At 49.1% G+C, this 22040-nt stretch carries 22 protein-coding genes and 1 riboswitch; of the genes, 2 read left to right on the top strand and 20 right to left on the bottom strand.

Annotated features, from left to right (window positions below):
* Positions 1-66: 66 nt before the first annotated feature.
* The 8 genes from ACQKPA_RS17260 to erm all read right to left on the bottom strand — a co-directional run bounded on the left by ACQKPA_RS17260 (position 67) and on the right by erm (position 7141).
* Positions 67-1995: a PAS domain S-box protein gene (locus tag ACQKPA_RS17260; protein WP_427493811.1), complete on the bottom strand. Its 1929-nt coding sequence runs from the start codon at positions 1993-1995 to the stop codon at positions 67-69.
* Between the two features lie 152 nt (positions 1996-2147).
* Positions 2148-2888, bottom strand: a complete 741-nt coding sequence (locus ACQKPA_RS17255; RefSeq protein WP_427493810.1) for an SDR family oxidoreductase — start codon at positions 2886-2888, stop codon at positions 2148-2150.
* Complete coding sequence (locus ACQKPA_RS17250) at positions 2875-3261, bottom strand: MerR family transcriptional regulator (protein ID WP_427493809.1); 387 nt, start codon at positions 3259-3261, stop codon at positions 2875-2877. Before ACQKPA_RS17250 ends, ACQKPA_RS17255 begins: the two co-directional genes overlap by 14 nt.
* Positions 3262-3528: 267 nt before the next feature.
* The gene (locus ACQKPA_RS17245; RefSeq protein ID WP_427493999.1) at positions 3529-4533 is read right to left on the bottom strand and encodes a phosphotransferase family protein; all 1005 of its coding nucleotides are present in this window, start codon (positions 4531-4533) and stop codon (positions 3529-3531) included.
* Positions 4534-4633: 100 nt separating this feature from the next.
* Positions 4634-5311: a CPBP family intramembrane glutamic endopeptidase gene (locus ACQKPA_RS17240; RefSeq protein WP_427493808.1), complete on the bottom strand. Its 678-nt coding sequence runs from the start codon at positions 5309-5311 to the stop codon at positions 4634-4636.
* Positions 5312-5452: 141 nt separating this feature from the next.
* Positions 5453-5773, bottom strand: coding sequence for a thioredoxin family protein (locus ACQKPA_RS17235; protein ID WP_427493807.1), 321 nt, complete (start codon positions 5771-5773; stop codon positions 5453-5455).
* Positions 5770-6147, bottom strand: a complete 378-nt coding sequence (locus ACQKPA_RS17230) for a MerR family transcriptional regulator (RefSeq protein ID WP_427493806.1) — start codon at positions 6145-6147, stop codon at positions 5770-5772. Before ACQKPA_RS17230 ends, ACQKPA_RS17235 begins: the two co-directional genes overlap by 4 nt.
* Before the next feature lie 127 nt (positions 6148-6274).
* Positions 6275-7141: a 23S ribosomal RNA methyltransferase Erm gene (erm, locus tag ACQKPA_RS17225; protein ID WP_427493805.1), complete on the bottom strand. Its 867-nt coding sequence runs from the start codon at positions 7139-7141 to the stop codon at positions 6275-6277.
* Positions 7142-7487: 346 nt separating this feature from the next.
* Here erm and ACQKPA_RS17220 point away from each other — a divergent pair, with 346 nt between their 5' ends.
* On the top strand, positions 7488-7916 hold the full coding sequence (locus ACQKPA_RS17220; protein WP_427493804.1) for a GNAT family N-acetyltransferase: 429 nt from the start codon (positions 7488-7490) through the stop codon (positions 7914-7916).
* Positions 7917-7979: 63 nt separating this feature from the next.
* Here the strand turns inward: ACQKPA_RS17220 and ACQKPA_RS17215 are convergent, their stop codons facing one another.
* The 3 genes from ACQKPA_RS17215 to rlmD form a co-directional block, all read right to left on the bottom strand.
* Positions 7980-8684, bottom strand: a complete 705-nt coding sequence (locus ACQKPA_RS17215; protein WP_427493803.1) for a DNA alkylation repair protein — start codon at positions 8682-8684, stop codon at positions 7980-7982.
* 203 nt (positions 8685-8887) lie between these two features.
* Positions 8888-9463, bottom strand: coding sequence for a 50S ribosomal protein L25 (locus tag ACQKPA_RS17210; protein WP_427493802.1), 576 nt, complete (start codon positions 9461-9463; stop codon positions 8888-8890).
* A 277-nt stretch (positions 9464-9740) separates the two neighbouring features.
* Entirely contained in the window at positions 9741-11342 is a 1602-nt protein-coding gene (rlmD, locus tag ACQKPA_RS17205; RefSeq protein ID WP_427493801.1) for a 23S rRNA (uracil(1939)-C(5))-methyltransferase RlmD, read from the bottom strand.
* A gap of 230 nt (positions 11343-11572) precedes the next feature.
* Between rlmD and ACQKPA_RS17200 the strand changes: the two genes are divergently transcribed.
* Entirely contained in the window at positions 11573-12346 is a 774-nt protein-coding gene (locus tag ACQKPA_RS17200; RefSeq protein WP_427493800.1) for a sporulation protein, read from the top strand.
* Between the two features lie 78 nt (positions 12347-12424).
* On the opposite strand, the gene ACQKPA_RS17195 is transcribed toward ACQKPA_RS17200, so the two are convergent.
* The 9 genes from ACQKPA_RS17195 to ACQKPA_RS17155 form a co-directional block, all read right to left on the bottom strand.
* Positions 12425-13099: a GntR family transcriptional regulator gene (locus ACQKPA_RS17195; protein ID WP_427493799.1), complete on the bottom strand. Its 675-nt coding sequence runs from the start codon at positions 13097-13099 to the stop codon at positions 12425-12427.
* Positions 13100-13217: 118 nt separating this feature from the next.
* Positions 13218-14018, bottom strand: a complete 801-nt coding sequence (locus ACQKPA_RS17190; protein WP_427493798.1) for a Nif3-like dinuclear metal center hexameric protein — start codon at positions 14016-14018, stop codon at positions 13218-13220.
* 110 nt (positions 14019-14128) lie between these two features.
* Positions 14129-15754, bottom strand: coding sequence for an extracellular solute-binding protein (locus ACQKPA_RS17185; protein ID WP_427493797.1), 1626 nt, complete (start codon positions 15752-15754; stop codon positions 14129-14131).
* Between the two features lie 47 nt (positions 15755-15801).
* Positions 15802-16674: a carbohydrate ABC transporter permease gene (locus ACQKPA_RS17180; RefSeq protein WP_427493796.1), complete on the bottom strand. Its 873-nt coding sequence runs from the start codon at positions 16672-16674 to the stop codon at positions 15802-15804.
* A 12-nt stretch (positions 16675-16686) separates the two neighbouring features.
* The gene (locus tag ACQKPA_RS17175) at positions 16687-17652 is read right to left on the bottom strand and encodes an ABC transporter permease (RefSeq protein ID WP_427493795.1); all 966 of its coding nucleotides are present in this window, start codon (positions 17650-17652) and stop codon (positions 16687-16689) included.
* A gap of 541 nt (positions 17653-18193) precedes the next feature.
* Positions 18194-19195: a hypothetical protein gene (locus ACQKPA_RS17170; RefSeq protein WP_427493998.1), complete on the bottom strand. Its 1002-nt coding sequence runs from the start codon at positions 19193-19195 to the stop codon at positions 18194-18196.
* Between the two features lie 62 nt (positions 19196-19257).
* Entirely contained in the window at positions 19258-19800 is a 543-nt protein-coding gene (locus ACQKPA_RS17165; protein WP_427493794.1) for an RNA polymerase sigma factor, read from the bottom strand.
* A 203-nt stretch (positions 19801-20003) separates the two neighbouring features.
* Complete coding sequence (locus tag ACQKPA_RS17160) at positions 20004-20984, bottom strand: DMT family transporter (RefSeq protein WP_427493793.1); 981 nt, start codon at positions 20982-20984, stop codon at positions 20004-20006.
* A 135-nt stretch (positions 20985-21119) separates the two neighbouring features.
* Positions 21120-21286, bottom strand: a riboswitch (FMN riboswitch).
* 233 nt (positions 21287-21519) lie between these two features.
* Positions 21520-21888 (bottom strand): hypothetical protein, encoded by a 369-nt coding sequence (locus ACQKPA_RS17155; RefSeq protein WP_427493792.1) that lies wholly within the window; start codon positions 21886-21888, stop codon positions 21520-21522.
* Between the last annotated feature and the right edge of the window lie 152 nt (positions 21889-22040).

Here is a 22040-nt window from a genome sequence, read left to right as displayed (position 1 = left end):
GGATGCGATGTGGTTCCAATTAGAATGAACAAAAGCTCAAGCGACATCACTTGAGCTTTCATCTGTTTAGGCTTGAGACATATCTCGCTCAGCCACAAACTTATCGATAATGTCCGAGATCACATTCATGCTGACAGGCTTGCTTACATACTCATCCATGCCCATCCCTAAATATTTCTCGCGATCGCCCTTGATCGCATGGGCCGTGACGGCCACGATATAAGGCTTCTTTTCGGATGTAACCGATTCTTTTATGAGCCGGACCGCTTCCGTTCCATCCATGAAGGGCATCTGAATGTCCATGAACACGAGGTCGTACGAATAGCGCTCGAAGGCTTCAACCGCCTCGAGTCCATTCTGGACGGTGGTCGAATTGTATCCCAACTTCTCAATCATTTTCTTGAGGACTAACTGATTTACCTCATTGTCCTCGGCAATCAAAATTTTCAGATCGTTTCCTAAGGAGTGATTCTCGTGGACGGCCCCATTCTCCTGTTGATTGCCATCATTCGACTTAAACGAAAAATCAACCGTAAACGTAAAGACAGACCCCGACTGGTTCTGATTCTTCTCATACCAGATATCTCCGCCCATCAACTGAACGAGTTTTTTGCAGATCGCCAGCCCCAGCCCCGTCCCTTCCACCTGGCGGGTCATATAATGGTCGACTTGATAAAAGGGTTCAAATAGCTGCGCAACCTTCTCACTCGGCACGCCTATGCCTGTATCCGTAACGGAGAATTGGATAAGGGCCGAGTTCCCCTGGTTCTCGACACACTGCACAGCGATGGAGACGGCACCATTAGGCGTAAATTTAATCGCATTACTAAGCAGGTTCATTAAGACCTGCCTCAGCTTCGTCACATCCCCGTAAACCTTATTCGGAACGTCCGAAGATACGGATGTGGTTACCTCAATATTTTTCTCCAGCGCCTTCGGAAGAATCAGGTTTAATGTCTCGGACAAAGCCGTTCTTAGGTTAAATGTTTCCTCCACCAGCTCCGTTCTGCCCGATTCGATTTTTGAAAAGTCCAAAATATCATTGATGATGTTCAGAAGGGTTGTCCCGCTTTTCTTAATGATCTGTACATAATCCCGCTGCTCCTCATCAAGCTCTGTTTCAAGTATCAGGTCCGTCATCCCGATCACACCATTCATCGGCGTACGGATCTCATGGCTCATCATCGCCAGAAACTCGCTTTTGGCATTATTCGTCTTCTCGGCTGCTTCCTTCTCGATGATGAGCCTCTTCTGCTCTGTCATGTCCTTGGCAATAATATAGAAACCCACATTCTTGTTATGAATGACAATGGGTGCCAGTGTAGCGAGCACTTCAACCGTATGTCCATCTTTGTGATGGATAACGTTTATAGCTTTCTCGACAGCAACGAAATCGGCTGTAGGAGAGAGTATACGGGCAAGATGACGTTCACCGATCAAATTCGAAATCTTGGTTCCAATTAATTCCGGAATTTTAAAACCGGTCAGCTGCTCTGCCATCTGGTTCCCGTTAATGATCCTTCCCTCCAGATTAAAGGAAATGATCGCATCATGGTTATACTTCTTCAGCGAGGTGTAGCGTTCAATGCTCTCCTGGAGCCTTTGCTCGGCAACCTTGCTGTTGGTAATATCAACAATTTGCGAAATGAAAAACAAAGGAGTATGATCCTTTTCGTCACGAACCATAGAAACATGCATCGATGCCCAGATGCCACGGCCGTCTCTATGCACGAATTGTTTTTCCACCGAAATGGTTGAGGACGTCTCATCCAAGGATTGAAACAGCTTATCTTTATTGTTAATGCAATCAGAATAAATATAATCGGTTGCCGGCTGTGACATCAATTCTTCCTCCGTCAAGCCAAACATTTTGCAAGCCGCAGGATTTACGCTGATCCAATTTCCTTCTATCGTAACCAGGGCAATGCCAATTGGAGCACTTTTGTAGACATGTTCAAACAAAGCCTGATGGCCAAAAATGTTGATATCACTCATACTCTGCACCTCCTGATACCGATTATTATACATCAGCATCTTCGAAATGGGGCTTTTTCAGAGTATTTTTATATTGCTAATCATTAGCAGCGTCATCCATCGGTAACCCAAACAATAGACGTCATCCCTTGCATAGCGAAAATCCCACCACATCACCAAGCGATTCGCTGCCGCTCTCGAAAAGACTCCCCGCTAGGTCCATCATCCTCCATCGTCGCCAGCCACACAGCCGTGTCAGCCCCTTCGGCAACGGTTAACGGAGCATCCTCACCGCCCATATCGGTCTGAACCCGGCCCGGACAAACCGCGTTTACCTTTATGCCGGTACCGGCTACCTCGTGCGAGACGAGGCAGGTTAACGCATTCAGCATCGTTTTGGAGATACGGTAAGCCGAGGACGACCCTTTTAAACCGTAACCATCCTGCATTATTTCGAAGGCGCCAAGACCGGAAGAGATGTTTACGATACGCCCGTAATGATGCTTCTTCATCAAAGGGATCGCCGCCTGCGTCATTCGCAAAGCACCAAAAAAATTCGTCTCCAGCGTTTGGCGCACGACCGACTCCTCTACATCCAGCACAGAAACCCCTCGGTCCAAAATCACCCCGGCATTGTTCACCAGCACGTCAAGACGGCCGTACTCTGACTGTATTCTCTCCATCATCCGGGCCACATCGTTGATTTCATGGACATCCGCCACCTGCAGCTTTACATGAAGCCCGACCGCAAGCAATTCCTGGACAGCTAACCTCCCCTTCCTTTCGTCCCGAGATGTAATGATCACCTGAAGTCCTTTGGCAGCAAGCTGCCTTGCAATCTCTTTTCCTATTCCGCGGTTGCCCCCCGTCACGACAGCAACTCGCTTCACAACCTGTCCGTCAACCTTGTTCATTACGCCGGTCCCCCTTGTCCAAAATAGCCACCCATGCCGTAATGTTCTCCTGCAAATGGATTTCCGCCTGCTTCAGCAGCTCGATCTGCAGCTGGATTTCATCCAGCTTTCGCTTCCCCACCTCAATCGCATTCGGGAGACATTCGATTTTGGGCTGCTCATCAAACGCACATTGGAAAAAACTCATAATCTCCTTCACCGTCAATCCCAGGCTAAAATACATCTGGATCAGCCGAACCCGCTCGATATCCGTCTCCCTATATTCACGGTAGCCATTATGCTGACGGTCCGGAGACAATAGTTCCTTCTCCTCGTAATAACGCAAGGAACGCAAACTTACGCCCGTTTTACGTGACAACTCACTAATATGCACACGCAGCAGCTCCTTTTCATTCGGTTAACCGCATTGTAAACCATCACATCATGTGAAGGTCAATCCGCAAATCCACTAGCATATAAGAAAAACGTCTATCGACGTACTCTCGAAGACAGACCGCGTTTAGATGTTGTTTTTCTAGCGATATATGGTAGGCCATGCTTCGAAGTTTATACTTTCTGATATCTAAAAAAAAAAACAGAGCTTAAGTCTGTAATGACTGCTCTGCCCTATTACCCGGGACCTAACGATTCTTCAGGTTGTTTACTCAGTACATGATGCATTCCACGATCTCAAGTAGTCCATGGCATAAACATAATCTTTTGCCCATTCGGAAAAAGCAAGCTGCGGATCCCAAGTGACTGCACCAATCGCTTTGGCACATCCCCAATCCAGTATACGCTGATGGAGCATATGCACCCTAAACCGATCAACAAAGCCTTCCTTAATGGCAGAGCCCTGTAAGTACATCTGTACAAAATGCCGGGCTACTTCCTGTTCCTCGAAATCCCAATACATAATCACCATCTTGGGCAAATCCGCAACTCCATCCCCAAAATATCCGGTCGTAAAATCAAAAATGCCGCTGATTCGCCACTCCTGACGAACCGTATCATACGCTACCAGCATATTCTCTGCCTTGAAATCCCCCATAACAAAAGTGGGGGTGCACTGCTTATCGAACTCATCCGCCGAGGCACGCAGCACCTCTTCAACCCATTCCGTATCGGTTGGCGTGATCTGGGAATATTGCTTGGCATCCTGTAACCAAAACCGAATCCGGTTGTAGAGCCACTCTTTATAAGATCCCTCAAACGGGCGGATCCTTTGTGTTTGCGGGTCGAGCTCGCCATACTGATCCACTTTCCAGCCGTGCATTTCATTTAAAATATTGGCTGCTGAAGAGGCAATATCTATGTGATCCGCTGCGCCAAGACTTGCTCTACATTGTGGATCGTTCATATGTACGCCATGAAGACGGGGCATGATCGCGTACCTCCAGCCGAAAATATCGACGGACTCATCCAGCAGATATGGGGCCGATAAAGGCAGTGATGTATATTCATGCAAATAGTCCGTATAAAATTTCTCTTCAGCGAACTGCCCTGCATAAAGGGGATTTCCCTTCAATACATAGCTTCCTCTGCTCGAGTTAATGAACAACGTCTGATTTCCTACTCCCTTAGACGTTTTCTCAGCTGAAATGAGGTTCCCTAGATTGTGTCTGCCCAGCATGATTTGAAGCTGCTCATCCGTTACATGACCGATGGGGTTGGTAGAGAAAAAGATCTCTGTTGTCAGTTAAAACGCCTCCTTAAAATTTCCACCGCCTTACCGGCATATACTTATCCGCAAAAAAATCCTATTATCAGATGATCCCAAACAGCATAAATCCGATGGAGTTAATAGCAAGATTGGCAAACATATGGACCATCCAGGATGCGTAAATATTGCCGCTGCGCTCATTCAACCAGTTAAACAGTAGGCCCGCGACAACCAGACCCGCGATTAACAACAGGAACAGTCCTACCGAGAACCAGCTGGACATCATCGCAATATGATACACGGCAAAGGCCCCGGCACTGAACAGATAAGCAAACCGTCGTCCGACCTGCTCCTTCAGTGTGAAAAAAGCAAACCCGCGGAAAAAGAACTCCTCCAGCAGTGAATTCGCAATCGATATATAAAGGGCTACAAACACAAAATTGCCCGCATTCACTCCCATATTGTCCTGCAAAGCCCCTGTTACGTTGGTGAAATCAAATAAAGGATTCAACAAAAAATATCCGCCAAGTATGATAGTGAATACGCCGAATCCCAGCAGCAAGGACATCAGGAGGCCTTTTCTCTCGAAGGTGAACAGCCTGCGAAACGGTACCCCGCCGGCGATCATGGCGTAACCAATCGGCAATGTCAGAAAAAGGATGATCTTGATGGCGGATTTGACAGCATAATCCGGACGGATCACCGCGTCTACCAAGCTCATGGCAAGACAGCTTAGTACGATGATGGTCAGAAGAGAAACGATTTTCCTTCTTGATCTCATGAAAGTATCTCCTTCGGCAGCGTATTACGGTTGCTATATAAGAATTCGATACACGGCGCATAATGCCCTCTACCTCCATAGAAAACGCCCCTGTGTCATCAAACATCAGAGGCGTTTTCGCTCAATCATCCATATTCGATTCTATGATACATAACGGCCTAGCGCGGCTTGGTACACACTCTTAGGCCGAAGCCCAATCAGTTTGTCTGCCGGTTCTCCGTTATGAAACACGATCACCGTCGGCATGGACATAATACCGAATTGAGCGGCAAGCTCCGGGGATTCGTCACAATCCACCTGATAGACCTCCAGGCGACCCGCTTCTTCCTGACTCAGCTCTTCCAGAATGGGAAGCAGCACTTTGCACGGCGGACACCATTTGGCTCCAAATTCAACCAGCGTGACTCCATTCTGTTTAATCGAGCCTTGAAAGCTGGCTGCATCTATTCGTGGTAAACTCATTTGCATTCCTCCGCTTCTTCCGATTCTCGTTCCTCCAGAATCGATTGCATGCGTTCCTCCAGATTCATCTTGATATGGTTCAGCTGGTGGATTTGCGCATCGATCTCTGCAATTTTTTGACGAAAAATCGGGAACACTTCCGCGCAGAACGCCTCTTTATTTTTCAAGACGCAATGCAGGAAACCCGCGATCTGCTCGGTGGACAATCCCAAATTCAAATATAACTGGATGGTACGCACCTGTTCTTCTGCGAGATTCGAATACTCCCGGTATCCGTTCTCGCTGCGAACCGGCATAAGCAATCCTTGCTGTTCGTAGTATCGAAGCGAACGGATGCTGACGCCGGTACGGGCTGCAAGTTCTCCGATTTTCATGCTTTTTCGCCTCCTGGATGAACGATTCGATTTCATTGTAAACCCTGACACTAGTGTCAGGGTCAAGCGAATTCTGCGAATATTTTATTAATGATCGTGTTAGAAACGACGGATACCCCCATCGATGTTATTCTCTTTTCTTGGCTTTGCCTTTAGAGCTTGCAGAAAATTTGGGCCAACGATTCGACGGTACATGCTGGAGCATCGTATGGAATACAGTCCCCCACTGCTCTTCGTTCAGCCGGCCGATGGGGAGCTCTCGATCCACCCCCAGCACTCGGACCAGCTTCGTAATCTGAGGAGGCGTGAACACGCCCGCCAGAGACGCGAATAACGGCAGCCTCGAGTCCCGCAATCCGTAGGCTGCCAGCGCTCTAAACTTCGGTTGATGCTGCGTGGCAATGAGCGGCTTTTTCCTCCGGTTGATGATTAGAATAGCGGAATCCACTTTGGGAGGCGGCGCAAAATGTTGAGGCGATACGGTCCGCACGAGCCGCATGTCATAATGCATCCTCCAGCTTAAGATACGCGGATCTTGAACAGGAACTGCCGTAAAACGTTTGGCTGCCCCCTTCTCCACAAGCAGCACGGCTCGCTGCAGCGGCACGCCGGGATGATCCAGCAGCTTCGCCATGATCGCTGTGGTGATCGAATACGGAATATTCGCTACGACGGCAAACGGACTTTTCGGAAGAGGATCCTCCAGGAAATCAGACGGTTTAACGCGAATGTTGCTGCCATCTTTTATCTTGTTGAACAGTTTATCAATAAAAGCCGGGTCTGTCTCGATAGCGATCACATGTGCCGCTTTCTCTGCGAGCGGAAAAGTTAATGCCCCTGTCCCCGCCCCGATATCGAGAACGGTATCGGTGGATCGGATCTGGGCCAAATCGATCATATCATGAATCAGCCGGTTGCTGATTAATAAATGCTGAGCGGAAAAATTAGACGGTTTCTTCAGCTTTTTCCGACTATTTTTATTATGTTTAAACACAAAAAAGCACCTCATTCATTCGTATAGTAATGAAAAAGGCACAGCACAAATAATCCTTCGCATTTTTACATGAAAATGGACGGATTTAGATGTTCTGTACCCTCATTAACGAATACGTATGAATGCGATGCAACACATGTAAAGACAATCCTCCCTTAGATGAAACGGATCAAATAACAACCACAGTATAACATGGGCGCCTGCCTGGTTCATGGGAGTCTTCTTTTTAAAGGGTTCTTTACCATCAGTACTAGGGATGGGTATGGTATGTTGAGAAAGTTGGAATAAACCGTTCCGAATCCTAATGAATACCCGTAATCTGACATACTAGAAGGAGCAAACCGATATGGAGATCTATTTCACTAATGAAACTGCAGAATCAAACAGCGCCGACATAAATTACGTAAGGAACCAAATGATTAAGTATAATCTGAAGCACTTCCCAGACGATTTAAAGGGTCGTTATCAGGAAGTCAACGTATTGTTGAGGAATGCGGACGGTCAAATTTTGGGCGGAATTGTGGGGGAAATATGCTGGAACTGGCTGGAGATCCACTACTTGCTCGTGGATGAACCTTTCCGTCAATCGGGGTACGGCACCAAGCTGTTAAACGAGGCGGAAAAAATAGCAATCGATAAGCAATGCGAGTTCGTTAAATTGGATACATTGAGCTTCCAAGCCTTGGACTTTTACATCAAGCAGGGGTATGAGGTATATGGCAAGATCGAGAATGCCGGACGGCATACGCATTACTATATGAAAAAGGATATTTAAAAGAAGGCAGCAAACACCGCCTTCTTTAGTTCCTCCATCAAACCTGCCGATTAAAAACATGGTTTAACATCTCACATAATTGCGTTTAAAACCTAGTTTCCCTCTCTCGACTTCGTTCCTAATATTTTCGGAAGCGTTCAGGAACTTGCTCTTATTGTCCCGCTTCATTTCTACCGGTCCTACGGCCGTTGCGGTCTCAACCGCCTTATCATGAAGCGGCAAATAGGATATGGCTGCGGTGTACATGAAATTATTCATTGCGGATTTCGTTCGGTCCGGAGACTCGTGAATGGTCTTTTCCACCAGTTCGAGCATGGCCGAGATTTTACTCTCCGGGAACTCACGATCCGGTCTGCTGCCGAGCAGCCAGCAGTAACAGCTCCACCCCGCCGACATTCTGAGCTCCTCGCCGCTTGCGATCCATTGATCGGCAACGTCTTGCGCAATATCTGCCTCCGCCAACGTTACGGCAACCACATAATCGGACAGCATATAAAAATAGGCCGCATCCATCCAGCGATTATAATCCGCTGCCGTCATCGCTTTAGGGTCTGCAATGATGCCGGCAAAGTACATGGCGTCGTAGTTCCCGGTGGCATATAGCTGCTCAGCCAGAGGCTGATTGATTTTAATTTTCTTGGCCATCGGCTTCATGGCGCCTGTCGCCACGCCAAAGAGCGGTTCACGCGCCCCATTGGACAGATACATTTTCCTGAGCCGTTCCTTGCCGAGTGCTTCAAGCTCCGCCATAACGGATTCTGCATTCATGGTTCGACACTTCCTTCATTGGCTTAGTATGCAGCTGCCGAATAAGCGGCAGCCGCAGTTCACATGACTTGAGTGTACAATAATATTGAAGGCCAAGCCTAGTCTCATTTGATGGAAAGTTCGGCTTCTGTTCAAGGTTTTACGCAAAAAACCGGCGATCGCTTCCCGATGGAGTATCGGGAAGTAATCGCCGGCAGCAGAAGTTACATAGCCTCCGGTTGCTCCGCCTGGACTTTCGGTGTCACCACCGACACAAGCAGTTCGTTTGCCGATGAGATCGGCACGACCCCGTCGGGCAGTTTAAGATCCCCGACGTGTAAGGAATTCCCGATCTCCAGTTCGCTGATATCTACAGGAATGATGGCAGGAATACGGTCAGGGAAAGACTCAATCTCGATAAACGTGCTTTGAATTTGGACGACGCCTCCAAGTTTGGCTCCCTTGGCGGTGCCGATGTAATCGAGATTTACTCTCGTCCGAACCACTTCATTTATATTGATGCGTAAAAAGTCGACATGAATGTATTCACGAGTGATTGGATCACGCTGAACGGACTCCAGCAAAACCGGTAGCGGCTCCCGATCGTCAAAACGAAGCTCAAGGATTCCTCCTTTGCCGTTCCTTGCCCATTTGCCGAATTCTTTGGCGGACAGTTGAATCATCATATTGTTTTCCCCTGTGCCAAATACAACCGCCGGAATTCGTCCCGAAAGACGAAGCTGCTTCAATCCGGTTTTGTTCATCGCGGCGCGCGTTTCTGCTCGTAAATTCACTCTCATCTCAACAACACTCCTCAGATTATCGTTATTTGGGTGCACTCTCCATCGATCGTCCATAATGAACTACGGATTTCTCCCCCCGTAGCGGGGAAATCAGGAGCACCATTGCATCACCTCCAGATAGACATTAAATGTAAAACGGCTATAAATATGCGAGAAGGCACCTCGTCCCAAGGGAACGAAATGCCTAATTACTTGCTACCATATCATAGAAAAAGTGTGTTGTCGACCGAAGCGGGCTGGAATCTCTTTCGCCCCTCTTTGCAATATCTCCCATTTAATTGTCTTTCCTGACCAACAGCGTTACCGCTTCCACATGGCTTGTCTGCGGGAACATGTCGACCGGCTGCACCCAATCAAGCTCATAACCGCCGTCAAGCAGCACCTTGCAATCTTTCGCCAAGGTCGAGGGATTGCAGGATACGTATACAAACCGGTTCGGCTTGGTGCGGAGCACCGTCTCCAGGAAACGCGAGTCCAGGCCGGTACGCGGCGGATCAGCAATGATGACGTCCGGCTTCAAACCCTCCTTGACCCAGCGCGGCAGCAGTTCCTCTGCCTGGCCGACGTGAAAGCTCGCATTAGCCCGTCCGTTTCGCTGCGCATTGGCCTTGGCATCCTCGACGGCTTCGGGGATCGTCTCGATGCCGCGCACCTCCTGAGCATAAGGCGCAAGCCATAGGCCGATCGTACCCGTTCCGCAGTAGGCGTCGATGACGGTTTCCTTCCCCGTCAATCCGGCCGCCCCCCGGACCGACTCATACAGCTTGACCGTCTGCTGCGGATTCAGCTGGAAGAACGCTCTGGGCGACAGCGAGAATTGCAGGTCACTCAGCGATTCCTGCATGCTCTCGGCTCCCCACAGCGAGATTGTCCGGTCTCCGAAGATGAGTGAGGTTTTCTTCGGATTGATATTGAGTGAAATCCCGCTCACCTCCGGAATGGTAAGGCGCAGCATGCGAACGAGATCGTCCTGCCTTGGCAGCTTGCTTCCGGCCGTGACCAGCGTCACCTGAATCTCTCCCGATTGGAAGCCATGGCGAACCACAATCGTCCGTACGCCGTCCTTGCTTCCATTCTCCTTGTGCAGCGGAATCCGCATTTCTTCGAGGACGGATTTGACCTTCTCCACTGCTTCATTCACCTTCGGATGCTGAATCGGGCAGCCGCTAATGTCCACAATCGTATGGCTGTCCGCTTCATAGAGCCCTGCGATCACTTCGTTGCCCTTCCGTTTCAGCTGCAGCTGCGCTTTGTTCCGGTAATCCCATGGGTGCTCCATGCCGAGGATCGGCTTAAATTTTACATCGTCCCGTCCTGCATACCGGCTGAACGCCTCACGCACAATATCCGTCTTAGCCTGCAGCTGTCCCTCATAGGAGATATGCTGAATTTGGCAGCCGCCGCAGATGCCGAAAACCGGACAAGGAGGTTCAATCCGGTAAGGCGAACGCTTCTCCACTTCTACCAGCTGTGCCTTGATAAATTTAGGCTGGACCTCTTTCACCTCGGCTTTGACAACTTCGTTCGTGATCGCTCCGTCAATAAACACCGCTTTGCGGCGGTAATAGCCGACTCCTTCACCGTTAATGCCAAGCCGTTTGATCGTAACGACAATAATGTCGCCTGCTTGCAGCTCATCCGCGTGCTCACGTCCGGATGAAGGCCGTGGCCCGCGTACTCCTTGCTTATATTTATCGGACGGTTTCGCCTTCGAATACGATGAAGCCGATAACGAATCCTTGTTCTTCCTATGTTCGCGCTTAAAAGCCGGCTTGGCCCCTGTTTGGTTCGCTGCCGCCCTATCACCCGGCTTCTTTCCGTATGCCGTTGATTTGTTGTTTTTGGTTCCTTGTCCGGAACGTCGTTGTTCGCTCATGCCTTGAATGCTCCATCCTTAATGGTATCGAGTCCAATATACCATGCCGAACCTGCGAATGCTAACGGGCTGTATTCTTTCTCCTGATTTCATGGGTATTCTTCAGCTTCCTAGGCGTCAATATCTTCACTGCGTAAAACCGCAAAAAATATTTTTGCAATTCGGAAACCAGAGGCGATCTTTCAGCGTATAATTCCATTATCATACATTCTCTTTTGGAGGTATCTTTTATGTCGTTTTTTAACAAAATGCTAGCCAGTGTAGGAATTGGAGCAGCCCAGATCGATACGCATCTCGAAAAATCCTCCTATTATCCAGGTGAAGAAGTACGCGGCGTCATTCACATTAAAGGAGGAAACGTAGAGCAGACGGTCGACCGTATTTACTTGAAAGTGATGACGGAATATACCAGGGAAAGCGACGACAAGAAGTACATAGAATCCTATACCCTTGCCAAAATCAATGTCTCCAGCCGCCTCACGTTAAAGCCTGGCGATCAACAGGAAATACCATTTTCTTTTGCCCTGCCGCTGGAAACGCCGCTCACCATTTCGCGGCAGCCGGTATGGATCCATACCGGCCTTGATATCGATAATGCCATCGATCCGAAGGACCGTGATTTTATCGACGTTGAACCGAACGAAGGCGCATCCGTTGTCTTTGACGCCGTGGAAGGACTTGGCTTCAGCTTCAAAATGGCCACCTGCGAATATCACCCGAGATTAGGCCAGGGCGTTCCTTTTGTGCAAGAAATTGAATTTTATCCTGGCTCCTCTTATGCCGGCCATATCAAAGAGCTTGAATTGATTCTTTATCCGGAGCAGGAAGGGATTTCCGTCCTGGTCGAAGTCGACCGCAGAGGCAGAGGGGTATCAGGCTGGCTCCAGCGATCCCTTGATATGGATGAACAGCACTCCTGGGTTACCCTGGATCAGCAGGATCTGGAGCAAGGACCATCCCATGTGGCCCAAATTCTTGACCGTGTTATCCGCAGATCAATCTAATGAAAAAAATGGCCAGCAAGGCAGGTCACTTGATCCCAAGTGACTCTCCTGCGGGTCATTCTTTTTAAATAAAGCTTATTAAATAAAATAATGCGGGTACTTCTCGCGTAAAATATCCTGCTCCACAACGACAAGACGCAGATGACGCTCCATTACGTTCATGGCCTGCTCCGCTTGTTTATGGACGATCAGCTGATACATTTCCTTATGCTGCGAAATGATATGCTCCCAGTTGGAGTCTTTGGACAGGCGAAGCAGCCGCAGACGGTTGAAGTGAATATTCAGTTGCTGCAGCATCTTCCAGGTCCGTTCTTTGCCCGTACCCTCAAACAGAATTTGATGGAACTCCTCGTCCAGCTCAAACAGCTTATAAAAATTATGGTTTCCCGCGCATATGTCCTGAAGCGCAATATTGGTTTCCAGACGGAAACGGAACTCTTCGGGAAAAAAATCGCAGGCGAGCGCCACGATTTCCTTCTCGATCTTCTCCCTGATAAACCGGCCTTCCTCAACATGCCTGAGATTAATACGGGATACGATTGTCCCGCTTTGCGGAATAATGTCGAGCAGTTCCTCCTCGGCAAGCTTCATGAACGCTTCCCGGACCGGCGTTCGGCTGACATTCAATTCATCCGCAATTTCCTTTTCCGAGATTTTCGTACCCGGCTCCAGCTCCAGATGGAATATCCGGTCTTTCAGCAGCTGATAGGAATACTCCCTGGTAGAGCCTTTAATCTTTTGCTCTGTTGACATATGTCGTTACCTCTTTCTCTTATGCTCAATGTTCTTTTTGCTTACGTTATAAGATTCGGCTGACGCATCGCTTCCTATTTGGATGGCTCTTCCGATACTGTTGAAGTTATTTCTCCCTCTATATTACCTGAATCAAGGGCACGGGCGGTATATAATGTACGGGAATCTGCGGAAAAAGCTCGCGGAGCAGCTTGGCCGCACAGGCCATACCGGGCTCCTCGCTGGCGGCATGACCAAGCAGAAGCATGGACGGGTTCCGGCCTTGCGCCGCTGCATCGCCGATATATTCGGGTGTCTCCCATTCCGGGCCTTCGCCCGCGATAAGAAGATCCAAGCGCTCATTCACGCAGAGGGGAATGGCATGCGCGCCGCCGCCACGGTAGCCGACGGTTATGCCGATTCTGGAGCATATTCCGCTTCTATTCCCGACATAACGAAGATACGGAAGATTCAGCTTTCTTTTTATATCTTCTGCAATCTCCTGAACTGTCAGTTCTCCGGGCAGTGTGACTAGGGCAGCTGTAGGAAGGTACGTATCGATATATGGTTCCCAGTCGAGTGCATGAACCAATCCCTGTGTAATCATATCGGGAACATACCTGTGTGGCGCATCATGAAACCGGTAAATCGTCAGATTGCCGGATTGGATCAGATCTATTTTATCCTGGTGGACAGAACTCGCCTGCATCCCATCCACTCCATCCTCATGGTGGCTGTAAAAGATCCCCTCATGGGTGATCACAAGGTTTGCTCCGGCCTGCACGGCTCTCTGCAAAACCGAAAACGAGGCGGCGAACGTGACGACGATGCCGTGAACGTTGGCATCCGTGCTTCCGGCTACAACCCTGTCCACCGTGGATTCAAAGCGTCCCGCTGGTTCTGTTAATCGGTTGATTACGTCTTGAACGGTCACACTCAATTTAGAACAACCTCCTTGTCGTCAACATTGCAGGATGGATCATCGCGACCGTCCGAACCTCCAGACAGGCTGCCTTTCCATAAAGAAACGGCAGCCTGTCGATCCGTTGGTTATTGTTGCTCTTTATATTTTTTATAAGTCTTATTCGCAATCTCCAGGTATTGTCCCACGCCCTGGCTATCCAGCTCCTTCACGAACTTGTCGTACTCGGCAAGATCGCGGTCGCCCAGAATGAACTTCAGCGTGTTCTGATCCGTATAGTCCTTCAGCGGCGTGCTCAAAAGCGTTACTCGCTCGCGTTCTTCGACCGAGTACGGAATCGGCGGCTCCGGCTTCACGACGGTTTTTGTTTCGCTCATGCTCTTCTGGAACTGCTGCTCTTCCTCGCTGAACATGGATTGAAGCAGCTCGGTCGTGCCGCCGTACGCAAATACGCCGCCCGAGAAGCCGTGCTCGATCCGCAGATCCTTCGTGCCCTTCGGATTCAGTCCGTTGTAGTTAATGTCGTCCATCAGCTTGCGTACGCCGCCTTCCTTGGTATACGTTACGCCTTCGACGCCCCACTTCGTAAATTCCTGTCCCTCGTCGCTGTAATAGAGCCAGTCGATAAACTGCAGGATGGCTTTAAAATGCTCGCTCTCTTTCACTTTGGAAGAGATCATCACGCCGTTCTCAAGTCGGCTGCCGGACATCAGCTGGCCTGCCGGGCCGCCGGGAACCGTGATTTTGCTGATCGCATACTTGCCTTCGCCCAGCGTTTTATCCATATCATTGCGGTGCTGCACCACGGTCTGGGAGTTGCCGTTAATGATGAAGGATTTGCCGGTCACGAACTTTTGCACGGCCTGATCGTCATCCTGGGTAAAGCTCTCTTTGTCCAGCAGCCCTTCGTCCACCAGCTTGTGGAAGTAGGCCAGCATGTCCTTATATTCATCCGTTGCCGCCGTATACACAAATTCATCCGTATCTTCCTTATACGTAAGTCCGCTGCCGTAGCCCCATCCGCCTTTGGTGCCGAAGCCTGTAGCCGCGATGTTCAGCGTACTGTTGAATTTGAACCGGTCGGAGAACGGCGTAACGTCCGGGTACTCCTGCTTCAACTGCTTCATGGCCGTATACAGCTCATCCCAGGTCGTCGGAATTGCGATGTTATGCTTTTCGAAAATATCCGTGCGCACGATCAACGTATAGTCCGGCCACACCGCTTCATGGAGGCCCGGGAGCACATAGTATTTTTTGTCCTCCTGGCGGAGCCCTTCCAGTTCGCTTTCCATGTCCCATTTCTCGATCTTGTCCTTGAAGTTCGGCATCAGATCAATATAATCGCTGATCGGAAGAATCGCACCGGAAGCCACGAACGCGGATTCCTCCCCGGGGTAAGTCTTCGGAATGACCAGCGGCGCATCGCCGGAGCTGATCAGCAGACTGCGCTTTTGGCTGTAATCGCTCATCGGCACGATCGTCGGCTTCAAGGTCACGTTAGTCATTTCTTTTATTTTAGCAAAAAGCATCCAGTCCTGCTTGTAAGGATACGCCGGCTGGTCACTGTAGAGGATGGACAGATCGAACGGCTCCGTCGCCTTGAACGTATCGCCCACGGCGTAGGTTTCCATGGCGCCCTTATCCTGGATTTCGGCCTCTTTGCCGCCTGTTTTATCGGTGCACGCCGCCAATACCGCAACAATCAATGATATCAATAAAGCTTTGTCAGCAAACGATCGATGACTCTTTTTCACTTTCTCATTCCCCCCATATTATCAATAAAATGTCCCTGCGGATGGTCCTATTGCTTTACGGAACCCAGCATGATGCCGGTTACGAAATAACGCTGCACGAACGGATAAATCGTCAATATCGGCAAAATGGTCAGCACCATGGTCACCGATTTGATATTGGCGGATATCTGCGTCAGGTTATCGGCCGAGGTGGCGCCCGCGGAAGTCACGCCCGTTGCGCCCGCTATCATGTTGCGTAAATAGATCGTGACCGGGAAGAGCTCCTTCTGATCCAGGTACAGGAAGGCCGGAAACCAGGAGTTCCAGTGTCCGACGGCATAGAAGAGAACCATGGTCGCGATGACCGCTTTGCTTAAGGGCAGCACGATCCGAAACAGCATGCCATAGGTGTTCAGGCCGTCAATGGCCGCGGCTTCCTCCAGCTCTTCCGGCATATTTTCAAAAAAGGACTTCATGATGAGCATGTTATATATGCTGATGGCTCCCGGGATTACGATGGCCCAGATCGAGTTGCTGAAGCCCAAGCTGTTAATGAGCACATAGTTCGGAATCAGCCCTCCGTTGAAGAACATCGTGAATACGGCAAACATCGTTAGAAACTTCCGGCCTACCAGCCTTTTCTTGGATAAGGCGTAAGCAAAAATCGTCGTTAAGAACATGGATATCGCGGTGCCGACCACGCTGTATACGACGGTGTTTTTGTAATTCGTCCAGAACATGGCGTCTTTGGTCACGGTTTTGTAGGTATCGATATTAAAGCCCCTGGGAATCAGGTTCACCTTCCCTGAATTGATGTACGCCTCGCCGCTGAAGGATTGAGCGACCACGTTCAGGAAGGGGTACAGCGTGATGAAAACAACGAACAGCAGAATGATGGCATTGCACACTTTGAACGCCTTATAGGATCTTGACTCCTTCATTGAGCTCCCTCCTTACCATAAGCTTCGATCCGTCAGTCTTCGCGAGATCGCATTCACGGAGAAGACCAATATAAGTCCGATCACGGACTCGAACAGTCCAATGGCTGTGGCATAACTGAAGTTGTTGGATACAAGACCGACTCGGTACAAGTAAGTCGAGATGACGTCGGCCGTCTCATAGATGACCGGATTGTACAGCAGCAATATTTTCTCGAATCCTACCGCCAGGAACGCTCCCATATTCAGGATCAGCAGCGTCACAATCGTTGGCAGGATGCCGGGAATCGTGACAAACAGCGTTTGCTTCCAGCGGTTGGCCCCGTCAATCCTGGCCGCCTCGTACAGGGATTCATCAATCGTCGTTAATGCGGCCAGATACAGAATCGCGCCCCAGCCCATGCCTTGCCAGATTTCTGAAGAGATATAGATCGTCCGGAACCACTCGGCCCGCTGCATGAAATTGATTCGCTCTCCATTAAAGAACTCCACGAGCGAGTTAACGGAGCCGTTGACCGACGTTAATTGCAGGATCATCCCGGCAACGATAACGATCGACAGAAAGTGTGGGAGATAGGAAGCCGTCTGGACGAATTTCTTGAACCGCTTGCTCTTCACCTCATTCAGCAGCAGTGCAAAGATGATGGGGACCGGGAACGTAAAAAGCAGGGACAACGCACCGAGCAGCAGGGTGTTCTTGAACACGTTCCAGAACGCAGGGTCATGGATAAACATGTTGAAATAGTGCAGTCCTACCCATTTCTCCCCATAGATGCTGCCTCCGGGCATAAACCGCCTGAAAGCAATCACGTTGCCAATCATCGGTCCGTATTTAAAAATGAGCAGATACATCACCGGTAAAATCAATAGAGAATACAGCTGCCAATCCTTCCGGATGAGGACAGCGACGGTTTTAAGTTTGGGTGGTTTCTTGGCCGCTTTCACGGCTGGCAGGGAATGATTTGCAACTTTTGGCTCCATCGACGTTATTCACTCCAATCCGTATGGCCTCTTCTCATACTTCTTCATTCATGGAATACGGCCGTGTTTCATGATCCATCTCCATTCAATAACCCTAAGAAATCGTTTTCATTTATTATGGCTATAAGCAGGCTGCAACCGTTACGGCAGGGTAATATCCCCCCTTCTATTGATCCCCCCTCCAATATTAAGCGCTTACATATTCATTTAAAAAATAGACTCCCGTATCTTGAACGTTAGACTAACAGAGTGATCCAACTGCTTCTCCCACTTATGTAGAGTGTCACACTTCACCATACTAGTATAACTAGTATGGTAGTTGGTTTTATTGTAATGGACGTTTTCCACAATTTCAATACATTTTTTTCTCATTAATAAAATTTAGATCCCAGGCCTCAAAAAAAACCGTGAGCGTTTTCAGGCTGTGCCCGAAACTCTACGGCTTTTGTATTCCATTCTTGCTGAGGTACTCTTCATGTATAAAGGGCAGAAGTCATCGCTTCTGCCCTTGAGGTCCCCCCTGCCCCTGCCAGCTTTATATTTACTTCAGCTCCGTCACGTTGCCGTCAATGCTGATGCTCTTGATGTCCACATCTCCCAGAAAAACGAGGTTATTCTTGCTGTCCAGATTATACAGCCACTGAAACCCGCTCTTTGTAGTACTCGTCGAACTAACACGAAGCATCATTTCGGATCCGTCCGCGGCGATGACCTTAACCTCCGGCGTATATTCCGGGAGTTTATCCAGCTCACCGTCGGTACGTTTGCCTTCGATAGCTACACCGATGGAAGAGACACTAATTGTGTTGAGAGACAGTGCCTCCTCACCCTCATTGATCGCCAGATTCAGACTCTGCTCTCTTTGCTTGCCGGGTGCAATGGTGAATTGTACATCCCAAGGGCCTTCAACGGCTTGGGTGTTGTCCGCTGACGTGATTCGATCAGCTGTGATCCGTGCCTTAAGCCCGTCGAGGTCATTCATCGCATCCATCTCAAATACAGCGATAAGCTTTTTGTTACCGTCAAGAAGCTGCTGCCCCACCATATAATTCACATCATGCTCCGTTTTCAGCTCAAGTCCGGGTATCGAAACACCCGCGGGGAACGGCGTACCATCCTTTTTCATGAAACTGACCACCAAATAGCCGCTGTTGCCGACATATATTCCTTCTTCAACATTCATGGTCACCCCGGACACCGTATCCGTCCCTTGTATGGGTGATCGTTCATCTTCCGCAATGGACGCGGATTGACCGAAGAACTGCTTCAAGCTATCCATGTATTGACTCGCAAAAGCGGTCGTGCTAAGTATCATAATCATCGCGGCAGCGATAACGATGCTGGCTTTATATTTTTTCACTTTCCTGTTTTTAAACACCATCGTTTCCTCCTCTTGAATCTTGCTCATCGCATTGCTCTTGATTCGTTCCATATCGATCTTCTGCGTCAACTCGCGTTCCTCTTCCTCCGTAAGGAGGAGATCCTCCAGCTCCTGATTGTCGATATTGGCCATGATATCTACAATTCGCCGCTTCACTTGCATCCATCCCCTTTCGCTATCGATTTGAAGCTTCATTCCTATAGACACGGTCCATATAGAAAATCCTACGGGTTCTCGGTTTCATAATGAATGCGCAGTTTATCCTTTGCCCGGCGGATCCGGGCGGTGACGGCTTTCTCCTGCATATTCAGCCTGCTTGCAATATCTCGGACTTTCTCCAAATAGAAGTACCTGCGGATGAAGATTTCGCGATCCGGTTCCCCCATATCCTGGACCATGCCGCTAATCGCTTCCTTCTCCTGCCGCAGAATAGCCAATGCCTCTGCAGAAGGACAAGAAACCGCATCATCTTCCAATTCGGATTCAATGACCCGCTGTCTTTTTCGCAAAACATTCAAAGTATGATTACGCGCGGATATGGCCAGATAAGGCTTGAGACTATCTCCGCGCAGGATAATTTTGTGCCCGTCTGTCCACAGCTTAACGAGGACATCACCGGCTATTTCCTCCACATCGTAGGAATTAAACCGCCCGCCTGCCACCTTAGCGACCACCGCGGCTATGTAGCGTGAATAGCGGTCAACCAATGCTTCAAAACATCGCGGATCTTTCTTCGCAAGCCCATCCAGCAATGTTCGATCCTCCATGGATCCTCCCCCCTTAATAACCGTCTCCTTTGGTTAACCAAGCCATAGATCAGGTGCTACTATATAAGACACCTATAATTCCGAAAACCCTACACATCTTTCAAAAAAATGATCCTTTCGCAAGGCAGGCCCATTGGAATAACTTTGTAACGACAAAAAAGCCGATCCAATTCGGATCGGCTTTTCTGCAAACACTAATGAAATTACTGTAATTGTGGAGAAGCCTCGGATTGCTGTCTGGATATGATGAACAGCACGATCCAGATCAGAAGGAATCCCAGAAGCTGAGGACCTGTCACGATTTGCTGGAATACGATCCAGTTAATGAGCACGCCCACCATGGGAAAACTCAATTCCGCGAGTGTTGCCACAGAGGCTTTGGTTGTGGTTAATCCTTTATAATAAACCAGCAGGCTCAGGAGCCCCGGCAGCAATGCCTGGCCGATCAGGTTCAGCGATACCAAGGCAAATGCCCCGGTATTCCAGGCCGGCATATTCCAGGCTGCCCCCTCGCTCCATGTAATGACGGTTAGAAGCGGTAGTGCAAGCACGAAGCGCAGCGAGGTTACCGTCTCGTATTTGAGTTTGCCTACCATCAGGCGTCCCATGACGGTTGAACCGCCCCACAGCGCTGCTGCGCCTAAGGACAAGAGGCTGCCAACTTGAATAAACTCGTTCCAATGGCCAATCGGCAAGGTTAAACCGAAGGTCAGTAAATACGTGCCCGCCAATGCGATGATGAGCAGTATCCCGAAATGACGCGGAAGCTTCTCTTTCAGAAGCAGGCTGGCCAAAATAATGGCAAACAGCGGCTGCAGCTTCTGAAGCAGCAGGACGGCATTCAGATTGCCGCTCGACAGCCCCATCGTAAACAATACGGTAGCCAATGCCGATCCTCCCCAGGATATAAACAGCAGTGCGCCGACATGATTCCAGCCAAGGCCTTTTAGCTCCTCGCGGTTCTTCCACAATACAGGGATTGCGATCAAAGAAATAATGATGTGTTCCAGCAAAACGATCTGAGCCGAAGTCAGATTCTTGAGCAGAATGACCCGGAATAACGGGTCTACGCCCCACAGGGCGGCTCCCAAAACGACGAGCCAGAACCCTCCCTTAAAACGTCGACTTGCCTGTGCGTTGGAACCAAAGGGTTTCACCTTGACTCCAGTATTCATATTACTCATCTTGCCCTCTCCTGTCTTGAATACGGAGGTCTTACTAGCAGAAAGCCCCCGTCATCGACATGTGTCGACGTTACGGGGGCTGATCAAATAAGCCTGCGCCCGAATGGAAAATTTCGCATCCACGGCAAACTCATCTTTGATCTTCTCCCATCCGGACTTTACCGTCGGCCTTGGAATTGCACCAAGTCAGTCGCTGCATACTTGTTCGTGCCAGAATGCAGCGAGTCGCGGGCTGAGTTTCGTTCACTCTGGAACGAAACATCACCGCCGGTTAGGAATTTCACCTTACCCCGAAGATCCATATTCATGTTTTATTTTTGTCATGCAATCATTCTGATTAACCGATAATTCCTATAAGCTTAGTTGATGTATTGAAATTATAGCATGAATCCTTTCATGTAAATACATCTATTTTCAAAATAAACGAAATTAGAATGGAATACAATGAAAAATCTCACGTTCAACCAATACTCACTGAGAATTATACAGCAAGTATCATTTTGTTACCAGTATGATTTTTTGGTATTTATTCATTTTAGGTGATATCGAATACCTTGTAGCTAGAACGGGTGCCGACCGCTCCAGCCTGTAGACATAGCAGATCGAGAGCGTCCTTGGTATTATGACTCATTCCGCCTGCCCGAGGCAACGACATCGATAAATCTGTTGAACTGGCGGCAGATTCACTCTCGTGCTGCTTCGTCTCGCTTAACAGCATTTTGCTCCCATCCGGTTGAACCATATACTGACGCAAATAACCGCCTTCCCTTACGGTTACCAGCTTTCCCTTATTCTCTTCTTCCTTCTTGCTCTTCTGGAGCAGCTGTTCAAACCCTCCTTGGGCTGATTCGGCGTCCATCCGTTTCACCTGACTCCAGTAAGTATATGCAGACGCAATGCGCATGAACTCACATCCTTATCCCATCGTTATTCTAACACTTACGGATATTATCGGATACCAGAGCACTTCTCTTTAACCGCTCGCTATGGACATTGGTATAAAAAAACGCCCTTAAGGTTTCAGCAACCTTAAGGACGGTCTAATACTTCTAATGA

The organism is Paenibacillus sp. NPDC093718 (assembly GCF_050279985.1).
Lineage (GTDB): Bacteria > Bacillota > Bacilli > Paenibacillales > Paenibacillaceae > Paenibacillus_AQ.
This window is presented reverse-complemented; position numbering and strand designations above follow the sequence as displayed.

Coding starts and splice junctions, on each gene's coding strand:
- ACQKPA_RS17260 (WP_427493811.1), bottom strand. CDS start 1,995: ATGAGTGATATCAACATTTTTGGCCATCAGGCTTTGTTTGAACATGTC.
- ACQKPA_RS17255 (WP_427493810.1), bottom strand. CDS start 2,888: ATGAACAAGGTTGACGGACAGGTTGTGAAGCGAGTTGCTGTCGTGACG.
- ACQKPA_RS17240 (WP_427493808.1), bottom strand. CDS start 5,311: ATGAGATCAAGAAGGAAAATCGTTTCTCTTCTGACCATCATCGTACTA.
- ACQKPA_RS17235 (WP_427493807.1), bottom strand. CDS start 5,773: ATGAGTTTACCACGAATAGATGCAGCCAGCTTTCAAGGCTCGATTAAA.
- ACQKPA_RS17230 (WP_427493806.1), bottom strand. CDS start 6,147: ATGAAAATCGGAGAACTTGCAGCCCGTACCGGCGTCAGCATCCGTTCG.
- ACQKPA_RS17220 (WP_427493804.1), top strand. CDS start 7,488: ATGGAGATCTATTTCACTAATGAAACTGCAGAATCAAACAGCGCCGAC.
- ACQKPA_RS17215 (WP_427493803.1), bottom strand. CDS start 8,684: ATGAATGCAGAATCCGTTATGGCGGAGCTTGAAGCACTCGGCAAGGAA.
- ACQKPA_RS17210 (WP_427493802.1), bottom strand. CDS start 9,463: ATGAGAGTGAATTTACGAGCAGAAACGCGCGCCGCGATGAACAAAACC.
- rlmD (WP_427493801.1), bottom strand. CDS start 11,342: ATGAGCGAACAACGACGTTCCGGACAAGGAACCAAAAACAACAAATCA.
- ACQKPA_RS17200 (WP_427493800.1), top strand. CDS start 11,573: ATGTCGTTTTTTAACAAAATGCTAGCCAGTGTAGGAATTGGAGCAGCC.
- ACQKPA_RS17195 (WP_427493799.1), bottom strand. CDS start 13,099: ATGTCAACAGAGCAAAAGATTAAAGGCTCTACCAGGGAGTATTCCTAT.
- ACQKPA_RS17180 (WP_427493796.1), bottom strand. CDS start 16,674: ATGAAGGAGTCAAGATCCTATAAGGCGTTCAAAGTGTGCAATGCCATC.
- ACQKPA_RS17175 (WP_427493795.1), bottom strand. CDS start 17,652: ATGGAGCCAAAAGTTGCAAATCATTCCCTGCCAGCCGTGAAAGCGGCC.
- ACQKPA_RS17170 (WP_427493998.1), bottom strand. CDS start 19,195: ATGCAAGTGAAGCGGCGAATTGTAGATATCATGGCCAATATCGACAAT.
- ACQKPA_RS17165 (WP_427493794.1), bottom strand. CDS start 19,800: ATGGAGGATCGAACATTGCTGGATGGGCTTGCGAAGAAAGATCCGCGA.
- ACQKPA_RS17160 (WP_427493793.1), bottom strand. CDS start 20,984: ATGAGTAATATGAATACTGGAGTCAAGGTGAAACCCTTTGGTTCCAAC.
- ACQKPA_RS17155 (WP_427493792.1), bottom strand. CDS start 21,888: ATGCGCATTGCGTCTGCATATACTTACTGGAGTCAGGTGAAACGGATG.